Raw genomic sequence first — 20,806 nt, 5'->3', positions numbered from 1 at the left:
CATGAGGACCAGCTCCACCCGAAGGAGGGCCCGGACAGCATGAGTCTCGTGCTGCGCTTCGCCGCCGGCTCGCACAAGGGCCTGATCCGCGAGGGGAACGAGGACTCCGGCTATGCCGGGCCGCGGCTGCTCGCGGTGGCCGACGGCATGGGCGGGGCGGCGGCCGGTGAGGTCGCCTCCTCCGAGGTGCTGGGGTCGATCGTCCGTCTCGACGAGGAACACCCCGGCGCCGACCTGCTGACCCTGCTGGGCGACGCGGTGCAGACCGCCAACGACCGGCTGCGGCAGATGGTCGAGCAGGACCCGCAGCTGGAGGGCATGGGCTGCACCCTGACCGCGCTGCTGTGGGACGGCCACCGGATGGGCCAGGTGCACATCGGCGACTCCCGCGCCTACCTGCTGCGGGACGGTCGGCTCGACCAGATCACCCAGGACCACACCTGGGTGCAGCGACTGGTCGACGAGGGCCGGATCACCGCCGAGGAGGCCGAGACCCACCCGCAGCGCTCGCTGCTGATGCGCGCCCTGGACGGCCGCGGCCAGGTCGAGCCCGACCTGTCGATCCGCGAGGTCCGGGCCGGTGACCGCTACCTGATCTGCTCCGACGGCCTGTCCGGCCCGGTCAGCCACCAGACCCTGGAGGAGACGCTCGGCAGCTACTACGCGCCGCAGCAGACCGTCCAGGAGCTGATCCAGCTGGCGCTGCGCGGCGGCGGCCCGGACAACATCACCTGCATCGTGGCCGACGTGATCGACGTCGGCGCCACCGACACCCTCAGCGGCCAGGTCACCCAGGCCCCCGAGGTGGTCGGCGCGGTCGCCGACACCCAGCCGCACCCGATGCACGACCCGCACCTGCTGGACACCCCCGCCGGTCGCGCGGCCGGCCTCGGCCGCACTCCGCAGCCCCCGCAGGGCGCCTTCGGGCCCGCCGAGGGCTACCACGGCGGCTACGACCAGCAGCCCGGCTACGGCGCCCCGGCCGGCGATTTCGGCCCCGCCGAGGGCTACCAGGGCGGCTACGACCAGCCCGGCGGCTACGCCGACCCGGCGGGCTTCCCGTCCGGCGACGGCGGCGAGTACGGCGGCCACGACCCGTACGAGGGCGACGCCCCGCCGAGCCGGCGCAAGAAGAAGCGCGGCCTGAAGTTCACCCTGATCGGCGTGCTGGTGCTCGCGGTGCTCGGCGGCGGCGGTTTCTTCGCCTGGCGGTGGAACCAGAGCCAGTACTACGTCGGCGCCGAGAACGGTCGGCTCGCCGTCTACCGCGGCCTCGACCAGAACCTGGCCGGACTGAAGCTCAGCTCGGTCTACCAGCAGTACGACGTCGAACTGAAGTACCTGCCCGCGTTCCAGCGCGACCAGGTCTCCAAGAACATCCAGGCCGGCAGCCTCGACGACGCCCGGAAGCAGATCGAGACGTTGCGCACGCAGGCCGAGGTCTGCAAGAAGGTCGCCGAGTCCAAGGCCGCCCCGTCCACCGGGGACGCCACGCCGTCCGCCCCGCCGTTGACCGAGCAGGAGCAGCAGCTCGCGGTGTCCTGCGCCGGGCAGTAGGCCGCGGGCGAACCCGGGGGTTTTCACAGGCATGAGCACATTCGACGTGAGCAGCGGCAGCACGCCCGGCACCGGGCGGCGCCGTGCCGTCGGCCGGTCCTCGGCAGGCGACACCCCGAACCGGCGCAACACCGAACTCCTGATGCTGGGCTTCGCCCTGGCGATCCCGATGCTGGCGTACGCCAACGTCGGCCTGGCGATGGACGGCAGCCTGCCCGTCGGCATGCTGAAGTTCGGCCTCGGCATGGGCGTACTGGCGCTGGGCGCGCACCTGGCGGTGCGGCGGTTCGCGCCGTACGCCGACCCGCTGCTGCTGCCGCTGGCGACGCTGCTGAACGGGCTCGGCGTGGTGATGATCTGGCGGCTCGACAAGGCCGGCAAGCTGCTGCGCAACAACTTCCCGGCGGCCGGGAACCAGCTGATGTGGTCCGCGCTCGGCGTGGCGATGTTCATCGGCGTGGTGATCCTGCTGAAGGACCACCGGATCCTGCAGCGCTACACCTACATCTCGATGGTGGTGGCGCTGGTGCTACTGGCCGCGCCGGCCTTCTTCCCGTCCCGGCAGGAGGACTTCGGCGCGAAGATCTGGATCCGCATCGGCTCGTTCTCGATCCAGCCTGGCGAGTTCGCCAAGATCATCCTGACGGTGTTCTTCGCCGGCTTCCTGATGGTCAAGAAGGACGCCCTGGCGCTGGCCAGCCGCAAGTTCATGGGACTGTACCTGCCGCGCGGGCGCGACCTCGGCCCGATCGTGGTGGTCTGGCTGCTGTCGATCCTGATCCTGGTGTTCGAGACCGACCTGGGCAGCTCCTTCCTGTTCTTCGGCCTGTTCGTGGTGATGCTGTACGTCGCCACCGAGCGGACCAGCTGGATCGTCTTCGGTCTGACCATGTCGCTCGGCGGCGCGGCCCTGGTGGCCTCCACCGAGTCGCACGTGAAGACCCGCATCAACGCCTGGCTCGACCCGATGGCGGCGTTCGCACCGAAGCCGCCCGAGCATTCCTCCGAGCAGATCGGGCAGACCCTGATGTCGCTCGGCTCGGGCGGCATCGTCGGCACCGGGCTGGGGCAGGGCCGCAGCTGGCTGATCCAGTTCGCGGCGAAGAGCGACTTCATCCTCGGCTCGTTCGGCGAGGAACTGGGCCTGACCGGCCTGATGGCGCTGTTCATGATCTACGGTCTGGTGGTGCAGCGCGGCCTGCGCACCGCGCTGGCGGCCCGCGACCCGTTCGGCAAGCTGCTGGCGGTCGGCCTGAGCTCGGCGTTCGCGCTGCAGGTGTTCGTGGTCGCCGGCGGCGTCACCGGTCTGATCCCGCTGACCGGTATGACCATGCCGTTCCTCGCCCAGGGCGGATCCTCCGTGGTGGCGAACTGGGCCCTGATCGCCATCCTGCTGAAGATCAGCGACACCGCCCGCCGGCCGGCCGTCGAACCGGCCGCCGCCATCCCGGAACCGGCCGGACCGGAGCGGCTCGGGACCGCCGGCCCGGGCACACCGGACGAGAGCAGGGGAGCGACCTCGTGAACAAGCCGATCCGCCGGGTGTCGATCTTCTGCCTGGTCCTGATCCTCGCCCTGATGCTCCGGGTGAACTGGGTGCAGGGCGTGCAGGCGTCGGCGTGGGCCAGCAACCCGCACAACGACCGCACCAAGTACGACAAGTACGCCTACCCGCGCGGCAACATCATCGTCGGCGGTCAGGCCGTCACCAAGTCCGACTTCGTCAACGGCCTGCGCTACAAGTACAAGCGCTCCTGGAACGACGGACCGATGTACGCGCCGGTCACCGGCTACTCCTCGCAGACGTACGACGCCAGCCAGCTGGAGAAGCTGGAGGACGGCATCCTCTCCGGCACCGACTCCCGGCTGTTCTTCCGCAACACCCTGGACATGCTGACCGGCAAGCCCAAGCAGGGCGGCGACGTGGTCACCACCATCGACCCCAAGGTGCAGAAGGCGGGCTTCGAGGGGCTCGGCAACAAGAAGGGCGCCGCGGTCGCCATCGACCCGAAGACCGGGGCGATCCTCGGGCTGGTCTCCACCCCGTCGTACGACCCGGGCACCTTCGCGGGCGGCACCCAGCAGGACGCCGACGCCTGGACGGCGCTCAACAACGACCCGAACAAGCCACTGCTGAACCGGGCGCTGCGCGAGACCTACCCGCCCGGCTCGACCTTCAAGCTGATCACCGCGGCGACCGCGTTCGAGACCGGCAAGTACCAGAAGCCGACGGACCTCACCGACACCCCGGACAAGTACATCCTGCCCGGCACCAACACCGCGCTGATCAACGCCAGCCCGAGCGAGGTCTGCGCGAACGTCTCCGTGCAGGACGCGATGGACATCTCCTGCAACACCGTGTTCGGCAAGATGGGCGCCGAGCTGGGCGGCGACAAGCTGCGGGCGCAGGCCGAGAAGTTCGGCTTCAACAAAGAGGTGACCATCCCGGTCCGGGCCGACGCCAGCCACTTCCCGTCCGGCTCCAAGCCCGACGGCACCGCGATGGACGCGATCGGCCAGCACGACACCCGGGCCACCCCGCTGCAGATGGCCATGGTGGCGGCGGCGATCGCCAACAACGGCTCGCTGATGGAGCCCTACCTGGTCGCCCAGGAGGGCTCGGCCGGGAACGTGATCTCCACCCACACCGAGCGCCAGATGTCGCAGGCGGTCTCGCCGGCCACCGCGCAGAAGCTCCAGCAGCTGATGGAGTCGGTGGTGCAGAACGGCACCGGCAAGAACGCGAAGATCCCGGGCGTGACGGTCGGCGGCAAGACCGGCACCGCCCAGCACGGCCAGGACAACTCCGGCCTGCCGTTCGCCTGGTTCGTCTCCTACGCCAAGGGCCAGGACGGCAAGCAGGTCGCCGTCGCCGTGGTGGTCGAGGACGGCTCCAGCGAGGCGCAGCAGATCTCCGGCGGCTCACTGGCCGCGCCGATCGCCAAGTCGATGATGCAGGCGGCACTCGGCAAGTAGGTCGGTCGTATCCGTCACATTCCGGCCATCGATCCTCGATCGGTGGCCGGAATTGTCACAATGGGACGGTCCTGGTCGATACCGGTCTGGTCTCAGGTGGCCGCCTGTACGGGGCCGGTCAGGTTCGCCCGGTAGCGTATCCGCCAGCAGCGGGTGTACCCGCAGCCAGTCCGCGGCGATCGACTGCGGACGCCGGCACCGTGAAACCACCGCGGCGGCGGCCGCGTCAAGACAGAGCGTGCGGGGACACTACGTCATATCCTCACCGACCGGTGGGGGAGAGGGTCGGAGATATGGAAGAGCCTCGTCGCCTAGGCGGCAGGTACGAGCTCGGCGGCGTCCTCGGACGCGGTGGCATGGCCGAGGTGTACCTCGCCCACGACACCCGGCTCGGCCGCCAGGTCGCAGTGAAGACCCTCCGCACCGACATGGCCCGCGACCCCTCGTTCCAGGCCCGCTTCCGCCGCGAGGCACAGTCCGCCGCCTCGCTCAACCACCCCGCCATCGTGGCCGTCTACGACACCGGCGAGGACTACATCGACGGGATCTCCATCCCGTACATCGTCATGGAGTACGTCGAGGGCTCCACCCTGCGCGAGCTGCTGCACACCGGGCGGCGACTGCTGCCCGAGCGCGCGCTGGAGATGACCATCGGCATCCTGCAGGCGCTCGCGTACTCGCACCGCGCCGGCATCGTGCACCGCGACATCAAGCCCGCCAACGTCATGCTGACCCGGCAGGGCAACGTCAAGGTGATGGACTTCGGCATCGCCCGCGCGATGGGTGACGCCGGCATGACGATGACCCAGACCTCCGCGGTCATCGGCACCGCCCAGTACCTCTCCCCCGAGCAGGCCAAGGGCGAGACCGTCGACGCCCGCTCCGACCTGTACTCGACCGGCTGCCTGCTCTACGAACTGCTCACGGTTCGCCCGCCGTTCGTCGGCGACTCCCCCGTCGCGGTGGCCTACCAGCACGTCCGCGAGGAGCCCGCCCCGCCGTCCGCGTACGACCCCGAGGTGCGCCCGGAGATCGACGCGATCGTGCTGAAGGCGCTCGCCAAGGAGCGCGACTACCGCTACCAGTCCGCCGACGAGATGCGCGACGACATCGAGCGCTTCCTCGACGGCCTCCCGGTCGCCGCCGCCCAGCAGGCCGCCTACGGCACCGGCGCAGGCGGCTACGGATACGACCAGGGCGGGCAGTACGACCCGTACGGCCAGACCAACATGCTGCCCCAGCAGGGCGGCCCCACCACCATGCTGCCGCCGGTCGGCCACCAGCAGCCCGCGCAGTACGGCGGCTACCAGGACGGCAACGACGACGGCTACGAGGGCCGCAGCAGCCGGCGGCGCGAGGAGCAGCCGAAGAAGAGCAACACCTCCTGGATCATCCTCGCCGTCGCGGCGGTGCTGGTCCTGGTCGGCGCGTTCTTCGTGGTGCAGTCGCTGGTGAAGACCGGCGGAACGAACGCCAAGACCACCGTCCCGAACCTGGTCGGCAAGACGCTGTCCGACGCGGAGGCCGCGGCGAAGGCGCAGAACAGTTCGCTCACCGTGGTCGCGGGCGACGCGATCGCCTGCCCCGACACCAAGATCCAGAAGGACCAGGTCTGCACCCAGGAGCAGGCCTCGGGCACCGAGATCGCCACCAACGGCAAGATCACGGTGCACCTGTCCTCCGGCCCGGCGCAGGTCGACGTCCCCGACGTCGTCGGCCAGACCAAGGACGCCGCCAACGCCGCGCTGACCGGCAAGGGTTTCACGGTCACCGTCAACTACAGCACCGACGACAAGGTCGAGCAGGACAAGGTCGTCTCGCAGTCGGTGTCCGGCAAGGCCGCGACCGGAACCACCATCACCCTGGTGGTCTCCTCCGGCCAGCAGAAGGTCACCGTGCCGAACCTGGTCGGGCAGTCCCAGGACAACGCGACCCAGGCGCTCGCCGACCTCAGCCTGTCGGCGAACGTGGTCACCAAGGTCGTCGGCCCCACCGAGCAGGCCAAGGTCGGCCAGGTCATCAGCCAGGACCCGAAGAGCGGCCAGGTCGCCAAGGGCACCAAGGTCACCATCACGGTCGGCAAGCTGGCCGACAAGCTGACCGTGCCGCCGCTGCAGAACCTCAAGCTCTCCGACGCGATCAAGGCGCTGGCCGCGGCCGGGATCACGAAGTACCAGCCGGTGGGCCCGCAGGACCCGCAGGCCATCGTCATCAACTTCACCCCGTCCGCCGGGACGCAGATCACCCCGGACGACGTCGTGATGCTGTACCTCAAGCTGGCGGACAAGCCGGGCACGCCCTGACCTGCACCGCACGCTGAAAGGGGCCGCACCGTCCTCGGACGGTGCGGCCCCTTCGTGTTGACGGCGCGTCAGCGGAGCTCGGGCGGTGGGGTGCGGCGGGCGTCCATCGGGTCCACCCGGACCAGCTTCGCCCACACCGCCATCCGGTAGCGCGAGGTGTACACCGGCGTGCAGGTGGTGAGCGTGAGGTACCGGCCCGGGCCGGTGAACGGCGAGCCTTCGGGGACGGGCGCGACCACGCCCACGTTGTACTTGGACGTCTGTTGCAGCGTCCCGGCGACCTTGTACACGTACCAGTCGTCCCGGGTCTCCACCACCACCGGATCGCCGTCGGCGAGCCGGTCCAGGTCGTGGAACTTCGCGCCGTGCCCGTCCCGGTGCGCCGCCATCGTGAAGTTGCCCTCGGCGTCCCACGGCATCGCCGACCGGTACGGCTCCTCGTAGACCCCGGCCACGCCCTCGTTGAGCACGTCCGTGTTGGTGCCCATCCGGATCAGCGTGGTCCGGTCGTCCTTCTCGAACGCCGGCACGTGCAGGAAGCCCACGCCGTCACCCGCCTCGTACTCCGGCGCGGGGGCCGGGGCGGCGGACCCGGGCGCGGTGACCGCCGGGGCGCTCCAGCTCTGCCGCAGCTTGTCCCCCTGCCGGCTGGCGGCCCGGGCGGCCACCACGTCCGTCCACCACAGCGAGTACCCGACGAACAGCGCCATCACCAGCCCCAGGGTGATCAGCATCTCCCCCATCAGGCCAAGGGCCGCAGCCACCCGTCCGCGCCGTCGCCCGCCCAGATTGGCTGTGCCCATGGTGCCGTGCCTCGCTGCTCAGTGTTGCCCGGTCAGCGCCTCCGGCTGGCCCTGGCTCCTCGGCCGTTCGTCGACCATCTTGCCAAAGACGATGAGCCTTCCCCGGGCACTGAACTCCGGCGTGCATGTCGTCATCGTGAGATAACGACCCGGTCCGGTGAAAGGTGATCCCTTGGGCACCGGCTGAATCACCGTCACGTTGCTCGGCGGGGTCTCCGGGATGCCGCCCGCGACCTCGTACGTGTAGTAGGAGGTGGCCGTCTCCACCACGATCTTGTCGCCCGGGGCCAGCTTGCCGATCTCCCGGAACGGCTGGCCGTGCGTGGTGCGGTGCGCGGCGACCGAGAAGTTGCCGGACTGGTCGGAGGGCATCGCGGTGCCCGTGTAGTGGCCGACCAGGCCCTTGTCGAGCACCTGCTGCTTGTTGGTGCCCTCGGCGATCGGGTAGTTCAGGTCCAGCTTCGGGATGTGGATGATCGCGAAGCCCTTACCGGGCTCGAACTTGGCCGGCGCCGGCGGCGCGCCGTCGGCCGGCGGGGCGGCCGGCTGCCCCCACTGCTGTTCCAGCTTCTTGCCCGCTTCGTCGGCGGCGTTGTCGGCCACCACGTTGGTCCACCACAGCTGGTAGGAGACGAACAGCAGCATCACCACACCGAGGGTGATGAACAGCTCCCCCACCATCCGGGCCAGGACCACCCGCTTGCGTTCCTTGGGCCGCTTCGGACGCGGCCCTGCGGCCCGCCCGGACGCCCGCCGACGGCCGGTGCCCGCCCGCAGGCCCACCGGCCCCTGGGCGCGCCGCTGTCCGTCCTGGACGTCCGGCCCGGATATCGCGCCCCGGTCCGGTTCGTCGGGCGGCAGCCGCAGCTGCAGGGTCTGTTCCGGGGCCGGCTCGTAGACACCCCAGCCGTCCGGCTCGTCCATCTCCTCGGGAACGCCCCGCTCCGGGCGCACGGTGGTCACCGGATCAGCTCCGGCCGATCACCGGGGCGAGGCCGGACGAACGGCCCACCGCCTCCGGGAACCCGCACTCGGCCAGCCAGTTGGCGAGCATCCGGTGGCCGCCCTCGGTGAGCACCGACTCGGGGTGGAACTGGACGCCCTCGACCAGCAGTTCACGGTGCCGCAGGCCCATGATCACGCCGCTCTCGGTGCGCGAGGTGACCACCAGGTCGGCGGGCACGGTGTCCGGCTCGACCGCCAGCGAGTGGTAACGGGTGGCGGTCAGCGGCGAGGGCAGGCCCTCGAACACCCCGCCGTCCTCGTGCACCACCGAGGAGGTCTTGCCGTGCAGCAGCTCCGGCGCCCGGCCGACCACGGCGCCGTACGCCACCGCGATCGACTGCAGGCCCAGGCACACCCCGAACAGCGGCAGGCCGATCCGCGCGCAGTGGTGCACCATCTCCACGCACACCCCCGCCTCCTCCGGCGTCCCGGGCCCGGGGGAGAGCAGCACCCCGTCGTAGCCCTCCTCGCCGCTTCTGGGCCGGGCCTGAGTCACCGTCAGCTGGTCGTTGCGGACCACCTCGCAGACCGCACCCAGCTGGTACAGGTACTGGACGATGTTGAAGACGAAGCTGTCGTAGTTGTCGACCACGAGAATCCGGGGCGGGTGGCCGGCGGAGGTCATCGCTAACTCCTGGGGTGTGCGTGCGTCGAAGGGCGGACGAACCGGGAGCCGGTTCAGCCGCCGGCGCCCTGATCCACCGTCACGTTCCCGAAGGGGAGCAGCGGCTCGGCCCACGGGAACACGAACTGGAACAGGACGTAGACCACCCCGAGGACGAGCAGCAGCGCGATCAGCGCACGAACCGGCGCGGGGCCCGGAAGATGCCGCCAGATCCAGCCGTACATGGTGCTCCTCGATGGTCGGGTCGGCACAAGCGTAGACGCCCGTCCGCCCGCCCCAGGCGGGTATCGGCGCAACGGGCCGACGTGGCGACCTACTGGGCGGAGGCGGCCCGCAGATCGATCGATCCGGCGTACCCTGGCAGGCTGAGCTCGTTGGCCTCCTGGACCTTCCAGCCCAGCCCGTAGGCGGCCACGTAGCCCAGGTAGTTGCGGATCGTCGGGTCGGCGTCCACCGCGGCGCGCAGCGAATCGGTCTTGCCGACCGCGCGGATCACGTACGGCGGGGAGTAGACCCGGCCCTGCAGCAGCAGGGTGTTGCCGACGCAGCGCACCGCGCTGGTGGAGACCAGCCGCTGGTCCATCACCTGGATGCCCTCGGCGCCGCCGCGCCACAGCGCGTTCACCACGGCCTGGATGTCCTGCTGGTGGATCACCAGGTCGTTCACCCCGGGCTCGGGGACGCCGGGGATCCGGGCGGTGGCGTTCGGCGGGGCGTCGTCCAGCGTGACGGTCAGCCCCGGCCCGTGCAGCGCGTCCAGCCCGGCGGCCTGCTGCAGGGCGGTCAGCCGGGCCTCGTCGTCCGGGCTCTGCCCCTGCCCGCGGGCCAGCCCGTCGGCCCGGTCCTGGTCGGCGGCGACCTGCTCCTGGAGCTGCTGGTTCTGGGTGGAGCGCTGCTGTATGACGTCGCTGAGCCCCAGCAGCGAGTTGTCGGTGCGCAGATCGGTTCCGTGCGCGGTCTGTGCGCTCACGTAGAACAGCAACCCGGCCATCGCGAAGACGGTGCAGGTCAGGGCACGTCCGACAATTCGGCCCCGACGCGGGCGCGCGACCGGGCTCGGCGAAGAAATCGTGGAATCAGTCACCGTACCCTTATCTCCCTCAGACCCGGCGAGCCACTACGCTAACGGACGCCGGTGGCATGTGCGGAGCTCCGCGACCGTACGGACCGGTCCACACGTGCCACCCCGCCCCCACTGACCACCTGCGCGGTCACAGCGCATCGACAGGAGAGCTCCCTCGTGCCGAAGTCTCGACTCCGCAAGAAGGCCGATTACACGCCGCCGCCGTCCTCCGCGACCGCCGTGAAGATCAGTTCCGGCCGGAGCTGGGTGGCGCCGCTGATGCTGGTGCTGTTCCTGATCGGCCTGGCCTGGATCGTCAGCTACTACGTGACCAGCGGTACCTGGCCGATCCACAGCTGGGGCAACTGGAACATCCTGGCCGGCTTCGGCTTCATCGCGGCGGGCTTCGCCGTCTCCACGCAGTGGAAGTGAGGCCGGTGCCGCCCGCCGGGCGGTTCTCGGCCTGACGCCTGCCCCGCACCGCTTCGGACTCCGGGCCGAGGCGGTGTTCGGCATGCCCTGACGTCGGCCGGTCACGGAGCGTCCGAACGTTTATCCACAGGGTTGTCCACACTGGGGAAAACTTCGCCGATCCTGTGGATAACCCGAAACGCAGCAGGATAACGCGCGTAGACCTGGGAAATCCAATCGTCCACCACATCCCACCTGTGGAAAGACTGCGGCACCGCCGACCGGCCCGGTCAGCCCGGCAGACGGGCCATTCCGATCAGCACCAGGGCCAGGCTCGCGGCCAGCACCGCGGCCGTCGTCAACCCCTGCACCAGATTCCGGTGCGCCCGTGGGGCGTACATCATGCCCGCGCCGATGACGGTGCCCGCCACCAGACCGCCGACGTGCGCCCGCCAGTCGATCATGCTGCTCAGCGAGAAGGTGAGCACCAGGTTCACCACCAGCAGCGCGATCACCGGCTGCATCGGCACCCGGTTCACCTTGAACAGCACCGCGGTGGCGCCCAGCAGTCCGAAGATCGCCCCCGACGCGCCGACCGTGAACAGCTGCCCGTGCGCCGACGCCAGCAGGAACGACAGCGCGTTGCCCGCGATACCCGCCACCAGGTACAGGCCGAGGAACCGCACCCGGCCGAGCACCCGCTCCAGCTGAGGTCCGAGCACCCAGAGCGAGAACATGTTGGTCGCGATGTGCAGCAGCCCGCCGTGCACGAACATCGCCGTCACCAGCCGGTACCACTCCTGCGGCCCGGCGGCCATGCCGAACTCCAGCCCCGGCCGCGGCACCCAGCTGAACAGGCCCAGCTTGACCTGCCACTGCGTGGCCACGTACTCGGTCAGCAGGAACACCAGCAGGTTCAGGCCGATCAGCACCTTGGTGACCAGCGCGCCGTCGCCGAGCGCCAGCACCCCGCCGAACGTCGTCCGCTGCCGGGGCTGCCGCTCGGCCGCGCCGTGCACGCAGTCCGGGCACTGGAAGCCCACCGAGGCGGGCACCATGCACTCCGGACAGATCGGACGTCCGCAGCGCGCGCACGACACGCCGGTCTCCCGCTCGGGGTGCCGGTGGCACCGGGGCAGGCCGGACTCCTGGCTGTCCACGGGCGTCGGCCGCACGGGCTCCTCCGGAAGCATCGGCGCAGTCCCTCCATCAACGAAAACGGTCCCGGCGCCGCCGCCGTGCGAAACGGGGCACCACCGGGACCGTCCAGGCTACTGCGCGCCGGAACGCGCGGGGCCGCCCCGCAGGGCGGCAGGGGTCCGAATCAGCCGCGCGAGATGACGACCGACTCGATCACCACGTCCTGGACCGGGCGGTCGTAGGGCTTGGTGGTGGCGGTGGTGCCGATCGCGTCCACGACCTTCTGGCTGGCCGCGTCGACGACCTCGCCGAAGATGCTGTGCTTGCGGTTCAGCCAGGTGGTCGGGGCCACCGTGATGAAGAACTGCGAGCCGTTGGTGCCCGGGCCGGCGTTGGCCATGGCCAGCAGGTACGGGCGGTCGAACGACAGCTCCGGGTGGAACTCGTCGGCGAACTTGTAGCCCGGGCCGCCGGTGCCGTTGCCCAGCGGGTCGCCGCCCTGAATCATGAAGCCGTCGATCACGCGGTGGAAGACGGTGCCGTCGTACAGCGGCTTGGCGGCCACCTCGCCGGTCTCCGGGTTCTTCCACTCGCGGGTGCCCTCCGCCAGCTCGACGAAGTTGGCCACGGTCTTCGGGGCGTGGTTCGGGAAGAGCTTGACCACGATGTCGCCGCGGTTGGTCTTCAGGGTGGCGGTGAGTTCCTCGGCCACGGGAGTACCTTCCTGTCTTTCTAGCTGACTATCCGAGGAATCATCCCATGATCGCCGCAGACGGCTCAGCCGAAGGTGCTCGGCGAGGAAGCAGGATGCATGATCTCCTATCAGGTGGAAAGGTGCATACCGGACAAGAACGCCGGACACCCGCCGAGAAGGAGAAGCCCGTGAGCCGTACGGACACCGCGCGCGAGACCGCCGGACGGGCGAAGGACGCCGTCGCGCCCTACGCCGCCTCCGCGAAGGAGGCCTATCTGCACTACGCCGAGGAGGCCAGGCAGGTGCTCGGCCCCAAGCTGGAGGCGCTCGGCCCGAAGGCCGCGGCCGCCGGAGCACAGGCCCGCAGCGGGGCCGGCCAGGCCGCGCAGGCCGCCCGGGTGCAGTACGTCAAGCACCTCGCCCCGCACCTGGAGCAGGCCTTCTTCAGCCTCCCCCCGGACACCCAGAAGGCCGCTCTGAGGGCCATCCACCGGGCCCAGGAGGCCGCGCTCGCCGCCAAGCTGTCGGCCGGCCAGGCCGCCTGCCAGGCCCGGACGACGGTCGCCCCCAAGGTCGCCGAGACCTTCCAGGCCGCCCGGGAGAGCATCGTCCCGCTCGCCCAGGAGGCGCAGGCCCGCAGCGCCGCCGCGATCACCGCACTGCACGGCAACGTCAGCGCTGCCGAGATCAGCGAGCTGGCCGCCAAGAACGCCAAGAAGAAGCGCTGCAACGGCTGGGCGACCGGCCTCGCGGTGGCCGGCGCCGTCGCGATCGGTGTCGGCGTCGCCGCCTGGCAGTGGTACCGCAAGCAGAACAACCCCGAATGGCTGACCGAGCCCCCGGAGCCCGCCACCGCGCCGCCCGCCACGCCCCGGCCGGGCAGCGCCACCGGCGCCCCGGTCGGTGGGGCCACCATGAACGGCTCCGTCCCGCACGACACCCCCGAGGACGCGCAGGGAACGGGAACCACGCCCGGCCAGCCACCGGCCGGCACCCCGTCCGAGGACGACCGCCCCAAGCCGCACGACCCCCGCAAGCCGCACTGAACCGGGGCGGTGCTGACGCCCCCGGACCCGACAGCAGAAACGACTCCGCCCGACCGCAGAACTGCGGCCGGGCGGAGTCGTTTCGAAGTGGAGCCTAGGGGAGTCGAACCCCTGACATCTGCCATGCAAAGACAGCGCTCTACCAACTGAGCTAAGGCCCCGAGCAACGGGCACTAGCCTACCCGCTCCCGGGCAGCGCCCCACGCGGGTTTCGGACCGGCCCCGGCCTGTGCTCCGCAGGCCGGTCCGAGGAAGACTCGTGCGTCAGCTCAGCGGCCGGCCGGAACCGGGTCGGTCGCCTCGGTCCACAGGTCCTGCTCGGCGCGGTCCGCCTGGACCTGACGGTAGACAAAGAAGCCGCCGAGGGCGACCAGGGCGACCAGGAGAAGCTTCTTCACCGCGGGACCTCGTCCTTCTTGCTTACTTGGATGTAAGGGCACGAACCAGCGGTCAGGCTGAAGACCGCCCTGGGGCCGATGATACACACCGGTAACCGGTTCAGAAGCGGCCCCCGCCACCGTCAACCGGCCGATCTGCAAGCGCCTTTGACGCTTCCCTACCAGTACGGTCATCGGACTGCGAGCCCACCGCCTCCCCCGAATACCGACGAGTCGGACCCGCCGTCGGTTCCGCACCGCCGACGGGCCCTTCGAACACCCCGGCAACTATCCGCGGCGACGCCTGCGCAGCAGCGCGACATCCCGCCGGATCGCCCGGACGTCCTCGCTCAGCGCGTCCAGCCGGCCGCCGTGGGCGTCCAGCCGCGACTCCTGCCGGGCGATCCGCACACTGATCGCGGAGATCACCACGCCCTGCGCCTCCAACCGCCGGTCCACCGACCCGAGCGCCTCGGCCAGCTCGGCGACCACACCCGGCAGGTCCTCCGGCTCCTCCCCCGCCGGCGGCACGGCCGGCAGGCACGCCTCGAACGGCTCCAGCCCGTCGATCCGCCGCCGCCACGCCGCCACGGCCGGATCCCGCCGCACCGCCTCCTCCTCGTCCCACCGCAACTCGCTCCACCGCTTCCACGGCCGGGCCGGGAATGCGTACACCGCCGCCGGCCCCGCCGCCGGACGGGCGGCACCCTCGATCAGATCGAGCAGCCTGCTGCGGACGGCCCGGGCGACCTCGCTGTCCCGCAGCAGCATCGCCACGTTCAGCACGGCCCGCCGGGAGTACAGCGCGACGCCGTTTCCGCCGCCCTGGGGGCGCTGGGCGGCGCCCCTGACGGTGGGACGGTGGCCCGCGCCGGAGGGGTGGCCGTGGAGGCCTTCCGAGCCGCTGACCTGCCAGAGTGACGTCTTGTCACTCTGGCTCGCGGGGTTGTCCACAGGCCGCGCAGGCAGGCCACCCGCCTGCGTGTGCGGCTGACCGCTCTGCGGGCCGCCGACCTGCCAGAAGTTCACTTTGCACTTCTGGTTTCCCGGGTTGTCCACAGGCTGCGCAGCCGGGTCGCCCGCCTGCGCCTCCTGCTGACGGCTCTGCGGGCCGCTGACCTGCCAGCCATTCGTTTTGAATGTCTGGTCAGCGGGGTTTTCCACAGGCCTGAGAACGGTGAATCCGTTGCTCTCCAACTCCTCGCGGTGCCGTCGGAGCAAGCTGTAGATGGCGGGCTCACTGACCCCGAAGTAGTCGGCGACCATCCGCGTGGTGACGTGCAGCCCGTCGGCCAGCAGGACGAGGGCCTTGACCTCGTCAAGGACTTCGGTGCGCTCGCACAGGCCGCTTCGGAGCGTCCTGGATTCGAGCAGGGCGGCTTCCATGGACATGGGGATGCCTCACAGGGTGAAAGAAGACGTGACGGGGGAACCGCCCGGGTGCCCGGGGCGGGCGGGGCCGGTCATCCGCCGGCCGGAGCAGAGGTCGCGTTGTGTCCCACGTCACCCAATGACCGGGTCTGTCGCCCGGCTATCCCCGACTTCACATCAGTTTCGAGTCAGCTCACCCTGTGTTTCGCCTCTGCGCACCGGGCTCAACGAGCCGTCGAGGTCGGAGGTTACGGGGAAAATGTCGAAGGCCCCGATCACCAGGTGATCGGGGCCTTCGCGCCGGTGGGCCTAACAGGACTTGAACCTGTGGCCTCTTCCTTATCAGGGAAGCGCTCTAACCGTCTGAGCTATAGGCCCTTGCCGCACTCAAAGATTAGCGGACCGATGGCTGATCTCCCAAATCCGTATCCGCGGCCCCCGTCGGACGGTGCTGCTCAGCGGCCTCGGCGAGCCACTGGGCGCGGGTGGCGGGGAGGCGGGAGGCGCCCGCGGGGGTGGGGCGGACGGCGAGGACCTGGTTGATGCCGATGCGGTTCTGCTCGAAGGCGAGGGCGCAGGCGGACATGTAGAGACGCCAGACCCGCGCTCGGCCGCGGCCGGCGAGGGCGGCGGCGTCGGGCCAGTGGGACTCCAGGTTGGCGACCCATTCGCGGAGGGTGCGGCCGTAGTGCTCGCGGAGGGCCTCGACGTCGCGGACCTCGAAGCCGGCTTCCTCCAGGCGGGTGACGGTGGCGCCGACGGGGGAGAGCTCGCCGTCGGGGAAGACGTAGCGGTCGATGAAGGGGGAGAGCCGGTACTTCTCGCCCGGGTCCAGCGGGCGGCGGGCGATCTGGTGGTTGAGCAGGCGGCCGCCCGGGGCGAGCAGGTCGTACAGGTGGCGGGCGTAGACCAGGTATTGGGCCGAGCCGACGTGTTCGGCCATGCCGACGCTGGAGATGGCGTCGAAGGGCCCGTCGGGAATCTCCCGGTAGTCCTGGAGCCGGATCTCGATCCGGTCGGCCAGACCGGCCTCGGCGACCCGCTGACGGGCCAGCGCGACCTGTTCGGTGGAGATGGACACTCCGACCGCCTGGACGCCGTAGTGGCGGGCCGCGTGCAGCACCAGGGAGCCCCAGCCGCAGCCGACGTCCAGCAGGCGCATGCCGGGGCGCAGGCCGAGCTTGCGGCAGATCAGGTCGAGCTTGGCCTCCTGGGCGTCCTCCAGGCTCTTGGAGTCGGGGGTCCAGTAGGCGCACGAGTAGACCATGGTGGGGCCCAGCACGAGCCCGTAGAAGTCGTTGCCGACGTCGTAGTGGTGGCTGATCGCGGCGCGGTCGCGGCGGCGGCTGTGCAGGCTGCCGCGGCGGCTCCGGACCTCCTCGGGCGGGGGCGCGGGCACCGGGCCGAGCGCGCCGAGGCGCAGGGCGGCGGCGAGCAGGCGGCGGCCGGGGGCGCCGAGGAAGTGGCGGGGGCCGAGCCGCAGGGTGCGGATGTCCGGGTCCTCGGCGAACGCGGCGACGGCGTCCAGCACCTCGTAGAGGTCGGTGCCGGGGTCGAGTTCGAGGTCGCCGGCCACGTAGGCGCGGGCCAGGCCGAGCTCGCCGGGGGCGCAGATCAGGCGGCGCAGGGCGCGGCGGTTGCGCAGGACGATGGTGGGGGCGCCCGGCGGGCCGGCCTGGGAGCCGTCCCAGGTGCGTACTCGCAGTGGGAGCCGACGGCCGATCAGGCCTTCGAGTGCTCGGACCAGTTGCTGTGCGTTCTCCGCCATCACGGACCTCTCGACCGGCCGTACCCGTCCGGGCCGCCCGGTGTCCGCTGTCGCGGCCGGTGGGCCCCGTGCTCGTTCGTGTATGTCATTTGTCCACGCGGCTGCGGTGCGGCCGATCCCGGCGCGCCGCCCGGTCACCCGATTGCCGCCGGAGACGGCGACGGGCCCCGAAGGCTTCAACAGCCTTCGGGGCCCGGGGAATTCCGTGATCTGACGCCGGGTCAGTCCTCTTCGGCGAGGGTGAGTTCGACGCCGCCGGTGAAGCCGGCCGCGGTGTTGTAGATGAACGCGGCGAGAGTGGACAGCGCGGTCATCAGGACCACGTCGACCACCGCGATCAGGGTGGTGAACATCATGACCTTGCCGAACCCGATGTAGTCCATCAGGTTGAACGCGCCGGAGCTGTCGGTGCCGGTGACGTCCTTGAGGGTGCTGGTCAGGGAGTCGAAGACGCCGAGGCCGTCCAGGGTCATCCAGAGCACCGCGGAGGCGACGATGACGATGATGCCGACGGCCAGCGAGAGCACGAAGCTGACCTTCATGACCGACCACGGGTCGGCCTTGGTGATCCGCAGCCGGGCCTTGCGGACCCGGCCGGTGCCGCCGCCGCCACCGGTGCCCTGTGCGGGGCGCGGGGCGCCGGGGGCGCCGCCCTGCGGGCCCGGGCCGCCGGTGCGGGTGCCGCGCGCCGGCGTGTTCTGGCCCTTGGCGTACGTGGTGGGCTGGGAGAAGCCGGGCGGGCCGCTGGGGGCCGGCGGGTTCTGGCCGCTGTAGCCGGGCTGGCCGGCCTGGGGCATCACCGAGGTGGACGTGGCGGGGTTCTCGGGGCGCTGCGGCGCACCGTACGGTGTCCCGCCCGGTCCGCCCGACAGACCGCCCGTGGCACCTCCAGCACCCGTGGCTCCGCTCACCGTGGTCCTCCCGAACCGTCCGCCAGGCCGATCGAACCGCCTGGTCCGTGTTGTGCTCGCTCCGCCTGCCCGGTTGGCCTGCGGTCAACCCGCGATGCCCGCCCCGCCGGAAGCGGGACGGGCACCACGGTCGCGGTCGTGCGTCAGCCCTGGTCGGGCGTGCCGTCCGCCTCGTGCTCGGTGGCGGTCGCGGTCTCGGTCGCCTCGGCGTCGAGCTCCGCGCCCTCCTCCTCGTCGGCTTCCGCGTTGCGGGCCATGCCCACCACCGCGTCGCGCTTTCCGAGGTTGATCAGTTGGACGCCCATGGTGTCACGTCCGGTTTCACGAACCTCGGAAACCCTGGTCCGGATCACTCCTCCGGAGAGCGTGATGGCCATGATTTCGTCGGTCTCCTCGACCACCAGGGCGCCGACCAGCGAGCCCCGGCCTTCGACGATCTTCGCAGCCTTGATACCGAATCCGCCGCGACCCTGGACACGGTACTCGTCGACCGACGTCCGCTTGGCGTAACCGCCGTCGGTGGCGGTGAAGACGTACGTCCCCGGGCGGACCACGTTCATCGAGAGCAGTTCGTCGTCCTCGCGGAACGACATGCCCTTGACGCCGGAGGTGGCCCGGCTCATCGGGCGCAGTGCCTCGTCGGTGGCCTTGAAGCGGATCGACTGGGCCTTCTTGGAGATCAGCAGCAGGTCGTCGTCCGCGGAGACCAGCTCGGCGCCGATCAGCTCGTCGTCCCGGCCCTCCTCGTCCTGGCGCAGGTTGATCGCGATCAGGCCGCCGGAGCGCGGGGAGTCGTAGTCCTTGAGCGGGGACTTCTTGACCAGTCCGCCGCGGGTGGCGAGCACCAGGTACGGCTTGTCCTCGTAGGTACGCACCGCCATCACCTGGGTGATGTGCTCCTCCGGCTGGAAGGCCAGCAGGTTGGCGACGTGCTGGCCGCGGGCGTCGCGCCCGGCGTCGGGCAGCTCGTAGCCCTTGGCGCGGTAGACCCGGCCCTTGTTGGTGAAGAACAGGATCCAGTTGTGCGTGGTGGTGACGAAGAAGTGGTCGACGATGTCGTCCTGCTTCAGCTGCGCGCCGCGCACGCCCTTGCCGCCGCGCTTCTGCGAGCGGTAAAGGTCGGAGCGGGTGCGCTTGACGTAGCCGCCGCGGGTGATGGTGACCACGATGTCCTCTTCGGCGATGAGGTCCTCGATCGAGAGGTCACCGTCGGAGGGGATCAGGGTGGAGCGCCGCTCGTCGCCGTACTTCTCGACGATCGCGGTGAGCTCCTCGGAGACGATCTCGCGCTGCCGGGCGGGCGAGGCGAGGATCGCGTTGTACTCGTTGATCTTGGCCTGGAGCTCGTCGTGCTCGCTGAGGATGCGGGCGCTCTCCAGGGCGGCCAGGCGGCGCAGCTGCATCTCGAGGATGGCGTTGGCCTGGAGTTCGTCGATCTCCAGCAGCTGCATCAGGCCGGTGCGGGCGGCGTCGGCGCTCTCCGAGGCGCGGATCAGCGCGATCACCGCGTCGATCTGGTCGAGTGCCTTGAGCAGCGCGCGCAGGATGTGGGCGCGCTCCTCGGCCTTGCGCAGCCGGAAGGTGGTCCGGCGGACGATGACCTCGATCTGGTGGGCGACCCAGTGCCGGATGAAGGCGTCCAGCGAGAGGGTGCGCGGCACGCCGTCGACCAGGGCCAGCATGTTGGCGCCGAAGTTGGTCTGCAGGTCGGTGTGCTTGTACAGGTTGTTGAGCACGACCTTGGCGACCGCGTCCCGCTTGAGCACGATGACCAGGCGCTGGCCGGTGCGCGAGGAGGACTCGTCGCGGACGTCGGCGATGCCGGCGATCCGGCCGTCCTTGACCAGGTCGGCGATCTTCAGGGCGAGGTTGTCCGGGTTGACCTGGAACGGCAGCTCGGTGATCACCAGGCACTGGCGGCCCTGGATCTCCTCGACCTCGACCACCGCGCGCATGGTGATCGAGCCGCGGCCGGTGCGGTAGGCGTCCTCGATGCCGCGGCGGCCGACGATCAGCGCGCCGGTCGGGAAGTCGGGGGCCTTGATCCGCTCGATCAGGGCTTCCAGCAGCTCCTCGTTGGAGGCCTCGGGGTGCTCCAGCGCCCAGAGCGCGCCGGAGGCGACCTCGCGCAGGTTGTGCGGCGGGATGTTGGTGGCCATGCCGACCGCGATGCCGGTGGCGCCGTTGACCAGCAGGTTGGGGATGCGCGCGGGCAGGACGGTGGGTTCCTGCTGGCGGCCGTCGTAGTTGGCGGCGAAATCGACGGTCTCCTCGTCGATGTCGCGCATCATCTCCATCGCCAGCGGCATCATCTTGCACTCGGTGTAGCGCATCGCCGCGGCCGGGTCGTTGCCCGGGGAGCCGAAGTTGCCGTTGCCGTCGACCAGCGGCATCCGCATCGACCAGGTCTGCGCGAGGCGGACCAGGGTGTCGTAGATCGAGGTGTCGCCGTGCGGGTGGTAGTTACCCATCACGTCGCCGACCACGCGGGCGCACTTGTAGTAGCCCTTCTCGGGCCGGTAGCCGCCGTCGTACATCGCGTAGAGCACGCGGCGGTGCACCGGCTTGAGGCCGTCGCGGACCTCGGGCAGGGCGCGCGACACGATGACGCTCATCGCGTAGTCGAGGTAGGAGCGCTGCATCTCGGTCTCGAGCTCGATGAGCTCGACCCGGTGTCCGCTCTGGGCAAGGGTGGTGCTGTCCTCGGGCTGCTCGCCGCCGTCCGGACGGTTGTCGTCGACCACTGGTGGTCAGTT

General features: G+C 70.6%; 18 protein-coding genes and 2 tRNA genes. 6 read left to right on the top strand and 14 right to left on the bottom strand.

What is annotated here, in order from left to right; translation table 11 throughout:
* The first annotated feature begins 39 nt into the window (after nucleotides 1-39).
* The 4 genes from ACIHEI_RS07920 (at nucleotide 40) to pknB (ending at nucleotide 6,836) form a co-directional block, all read left to right on the top strand.
* Complete coding sequence (locus ACIHEI_RS07920; protein WP_392953004.1) at nucleotides 40-1,557, top strand: protein phosphatase 2C domain-containing protein; 1,518 nt, start codon at nucleotides 40-42, stop codon at nucleotides 1,555-1,557.
* Nucleotides 1,558-1,588: 31 nt separating this feature from the next.
* The gene (locus ACIHEI_RS07915) at nucleotides 1,589-3,082 is read left to right on the top strand and encodes an FtsW/RodA/SpoVE family cell cycle protein (protein WP_396606028.1); all 1,494 of its coding nucleotides are present in this window, start codon (nucleotides 1,589-1,591) and stop codon (nucleotides 3,080-3,082) included.
* Entirely contained in the window at nucleotides 3,079-4,533 is a 1,455-nt protein-coding gene (locus ACIHEI_RS07910) for a peptidoglycan D,D-transpeptidase FtsI family protein (protein ID WP_396606027.1), read from the top strand. Before ACIHEI_RS07915 ends, ACIHEI_RS07910 begins: the two co-directional genes overlap by 4 nt.
* A gap of 293 nt (nucleotides 4,534-4,826) precedes the next feature.
* Nucleotides 4,827-6,836, top strand: a complete 2,010-nt coding sequence (gene pknB, locus ACIHEI_RS07905) for a Stk1 family PASTA domain-containing Ser/Thr kinase (protein ID WP_396606026.1) — start codon at nucleotides 4,827-4,829, stop codon at nucleotides 6,834-6,836.
* Between the two features lie 68 nt (nucleotides 6,837-6,904).
* Here the strand turns inward: pknB and ACIHEI_RS07900 are convergent, their stop codons facing one another.
* From ACIHEI_RS07900 to ACIHEI_RS07880, 5 genes are all read right to left on the bottom strand, one after another.
* Complete coding sequence (locus ACIHEI_RS07900) at nucleotides 6,905-7,600, bottom strand: class E sortase (protein ID WP_392952994.1); 696 nt, start codon at nucleotides 7,598-7,600, stop codon at nucleotides 6,905-6,907.
* A gap of 57 nt (nucleotides 7,601-7,657) precedes the next feature.
* Complete coding sequence (locus ACIHEI_RS07895; RefSeq protein WP_387860286.1) at nucleotides 7,658-8,602, bottom strand: class E sortase; 945 nt, start codon at nucleotides 8,600-8,602, stop codon at nucleotides 7,658-7,660.
* 4 nt (nucleotides 8,603-8,606) lie between these two features.
* Nucleotides 8,607-9,269: an aminodeoxychorismate/anthranilate synthase component II gene (locus ACIHEI_RS07890; protein ID WP_387640078.1), complete on the bottom strand. Its 663-nt coding sequence runs from the start codon at nucleotides 9,267-9,269 to the stop codon at nucleotides 8,607-8,609.
* A gap of 53 nt (nucleotides 9,270-9,322) precedes the next feature.
* Nucleotides 9,323-9,493: a hypothetical protein gene (locus ACIHEI_RS07885; protein ID WP_387640076.1), complete on the bottom strand. Its 171-nt coding sequence runs from the start codon at nucleotides 9,491-9,493 to the stop codon at nucleotides 9,323-9,325.
* Between the two features lie 89 nt (nucleotides 9,494-9,582).
* Nucleotides 9,583-10,260 carry a DUF881 domain-containing protein gene (locus ACIHEI_RS07880; RefSeq protein ID WP_396606025.1) on the bottom strand — a complete coding sequence of 226 codons (678 nt, stop codon included), beginning with the start codon at nucleotides 10,258-10,260 and terminating at the stop codon, nucleotides 9,583-9,585.
* Between the two features lie 249 nt (nucleotides 10,261-10,509).
* Between ACIHEI_RS07880 and crgA the strand changes: the two genes are divergently transcribed.
* Nucleotides 10,510-10,764: a cell division protein CrgA gene (crgA, locus tag ACIHEI_RS07875; RefSeq protein ID WP_387640071.1), complete on the top strand. Its 255-nt coding sequence runs from the start codon at nucleotides 10,510-10,512 to the stop codon at nucleotides 10,762-10,764.
* 269 nt (nucleotides 10,765-11,033) lie between these two features.
* On the opposite strand, the gene ACIHEI_RS07870 is transcribed toward crgA, so the two are convergent.
* Nucleotides 11,034-11,936: a rhomboid family intramembrane serine protease gene (locus ACIHEI_RS07870; RefSeq protein ID WP_387860289.1), complete on the bottom strand. Its 903-nt coding sequence runs from the start codon at nucleotides 11,934-11,936 to the stop codon at nucleotides 11,034-11,036.
* A gap of 131 nt (nucleotides 11,937-12,067) precedes the next feature.
* Nucleotides 12,068-12,595, bottom strand: coding sequence for a peptidylprolyl isomerase (locus ACIHEI_RS07865; RefSeq protein ID WP_387860291.1), 528 nt, complete (start codon nucleotides 12,593-12,595; stop codon nucleotides 12,068-12,070).
* Between the two features lie 170 nt (nucleotides 12,596-12,765).
* Here ACIHEI_RS07865 and ACIHEI_RS07860 point away from each other — a divergent pair, with 170 nt between their 5' ends.
* Entirely contained in the window at nucleotides 12,766-13,623 is an 858-nt protein-coding gene (locus ACIHEI_RS07860) for a DUF5324 family protein (protein ID WP_396606024.1), read from the top strand.
* An 88-nt stretch (nucleotides 13,624-13,711) separates the two neighbouring features.
* Here ACIHEI_RS07860 and ACIHEI_RS07855 read toward each other — a convergent pair.
* From ACIHEI_RS07855 to gyrA, 7 genes are all read right to left on the bottom strand, one after another.
* Nucleotides 13,712-13,784: transfer RNA gene (locus ACIHEI_RS07855), tRNA-Ala, on the bottom strand.
* A 108-nt stretch (nucleotides 13,785-13,892) separates the two neighbouring features.
* Nucleotides 13,893-14,021: a DLW-39 family protein gene (locus tag ACIHEI_RS07850; protein ID WP_014137031.1), complete on the bottom strand. Its 129-nt coding sequence runs from the start codon at nucleotides 14,019-14,021 to the stop codon at nucleotides 13,893-13,895.
* A gap of 267 nt (nucleotides 14,022-14,288) precedes the next feature.
* Entirely contained in the window at nucleotides 14,289-15,392 is a 1,104-nt protein-coding gene (locus ACIHEI_RS07845) for a hypothetical protein (protein ID WP_396606023.1), read from the bottom strand.
* A gap of 283 nt (nucleotides 15,393-15,675) precedes the next feature.
* Nucleotides 15,676-15,749 (bottom strand) — tRNA-Ile (locus ACIHEI_RS07840).
* Nucleotides 15,750-15,765: 16 nt separating this feature from the next.
* Nucleotides 15,766-17,139 (bottom strand): class I SAM-dependent methyltransferase, encoded by a 1,374-nt coding sequence (locus tag ACIHEI_RS07835; RefSeq protein WP_392952978.1) that lies wholly within the window; start codon nucleotides 17,137-17,139, stop codon nucleotides 15,766-15,768.
* 221 nt (nucleotides 17,140-17,360) lie between these two features.
* Nucleotides 17,361-18,050 (bottom strand): DUF3566 domain-containing protein, encoded by a 690-nt coding sequence (locus ACIHEI_RS07830; RefSeq protein WP_396606022.1) that lies wholly within the window; start codon nucleotides 18,048-18,050, stop codon nucleotides 17,361-17,363.
* 143 nt (nucleotides 18,051-18,193) lie between these two features.
* A complete protein-coding gene (gene gyrA, locus ACIHEI_RS07825; protein WP_396606021.1) occupies nucleotides 18,194-20,794 on the bottom strand; it encodes a DNA gyrase subunit A in 2,601 nt (866 codons plus the stop codon).
* Between the last annotated feature and the right edge of the window lie 12 nt (nucleotides 20,795-20,806).

This window comes from Kitasatospora sp. NPDC051984, from assembly GCF_044593455.1.
In the GTDB taxonomy this organism is placed as follows: Bacteria; Actinomycetota; Actinomycetes; order Streptomycetales; family Streptomycetaceae; genus Kitasatospora.
Note: the sequence above shows the minus strand (reverse complement) of the source record. Positions and strands in the feature narration are given on the sequence as shown.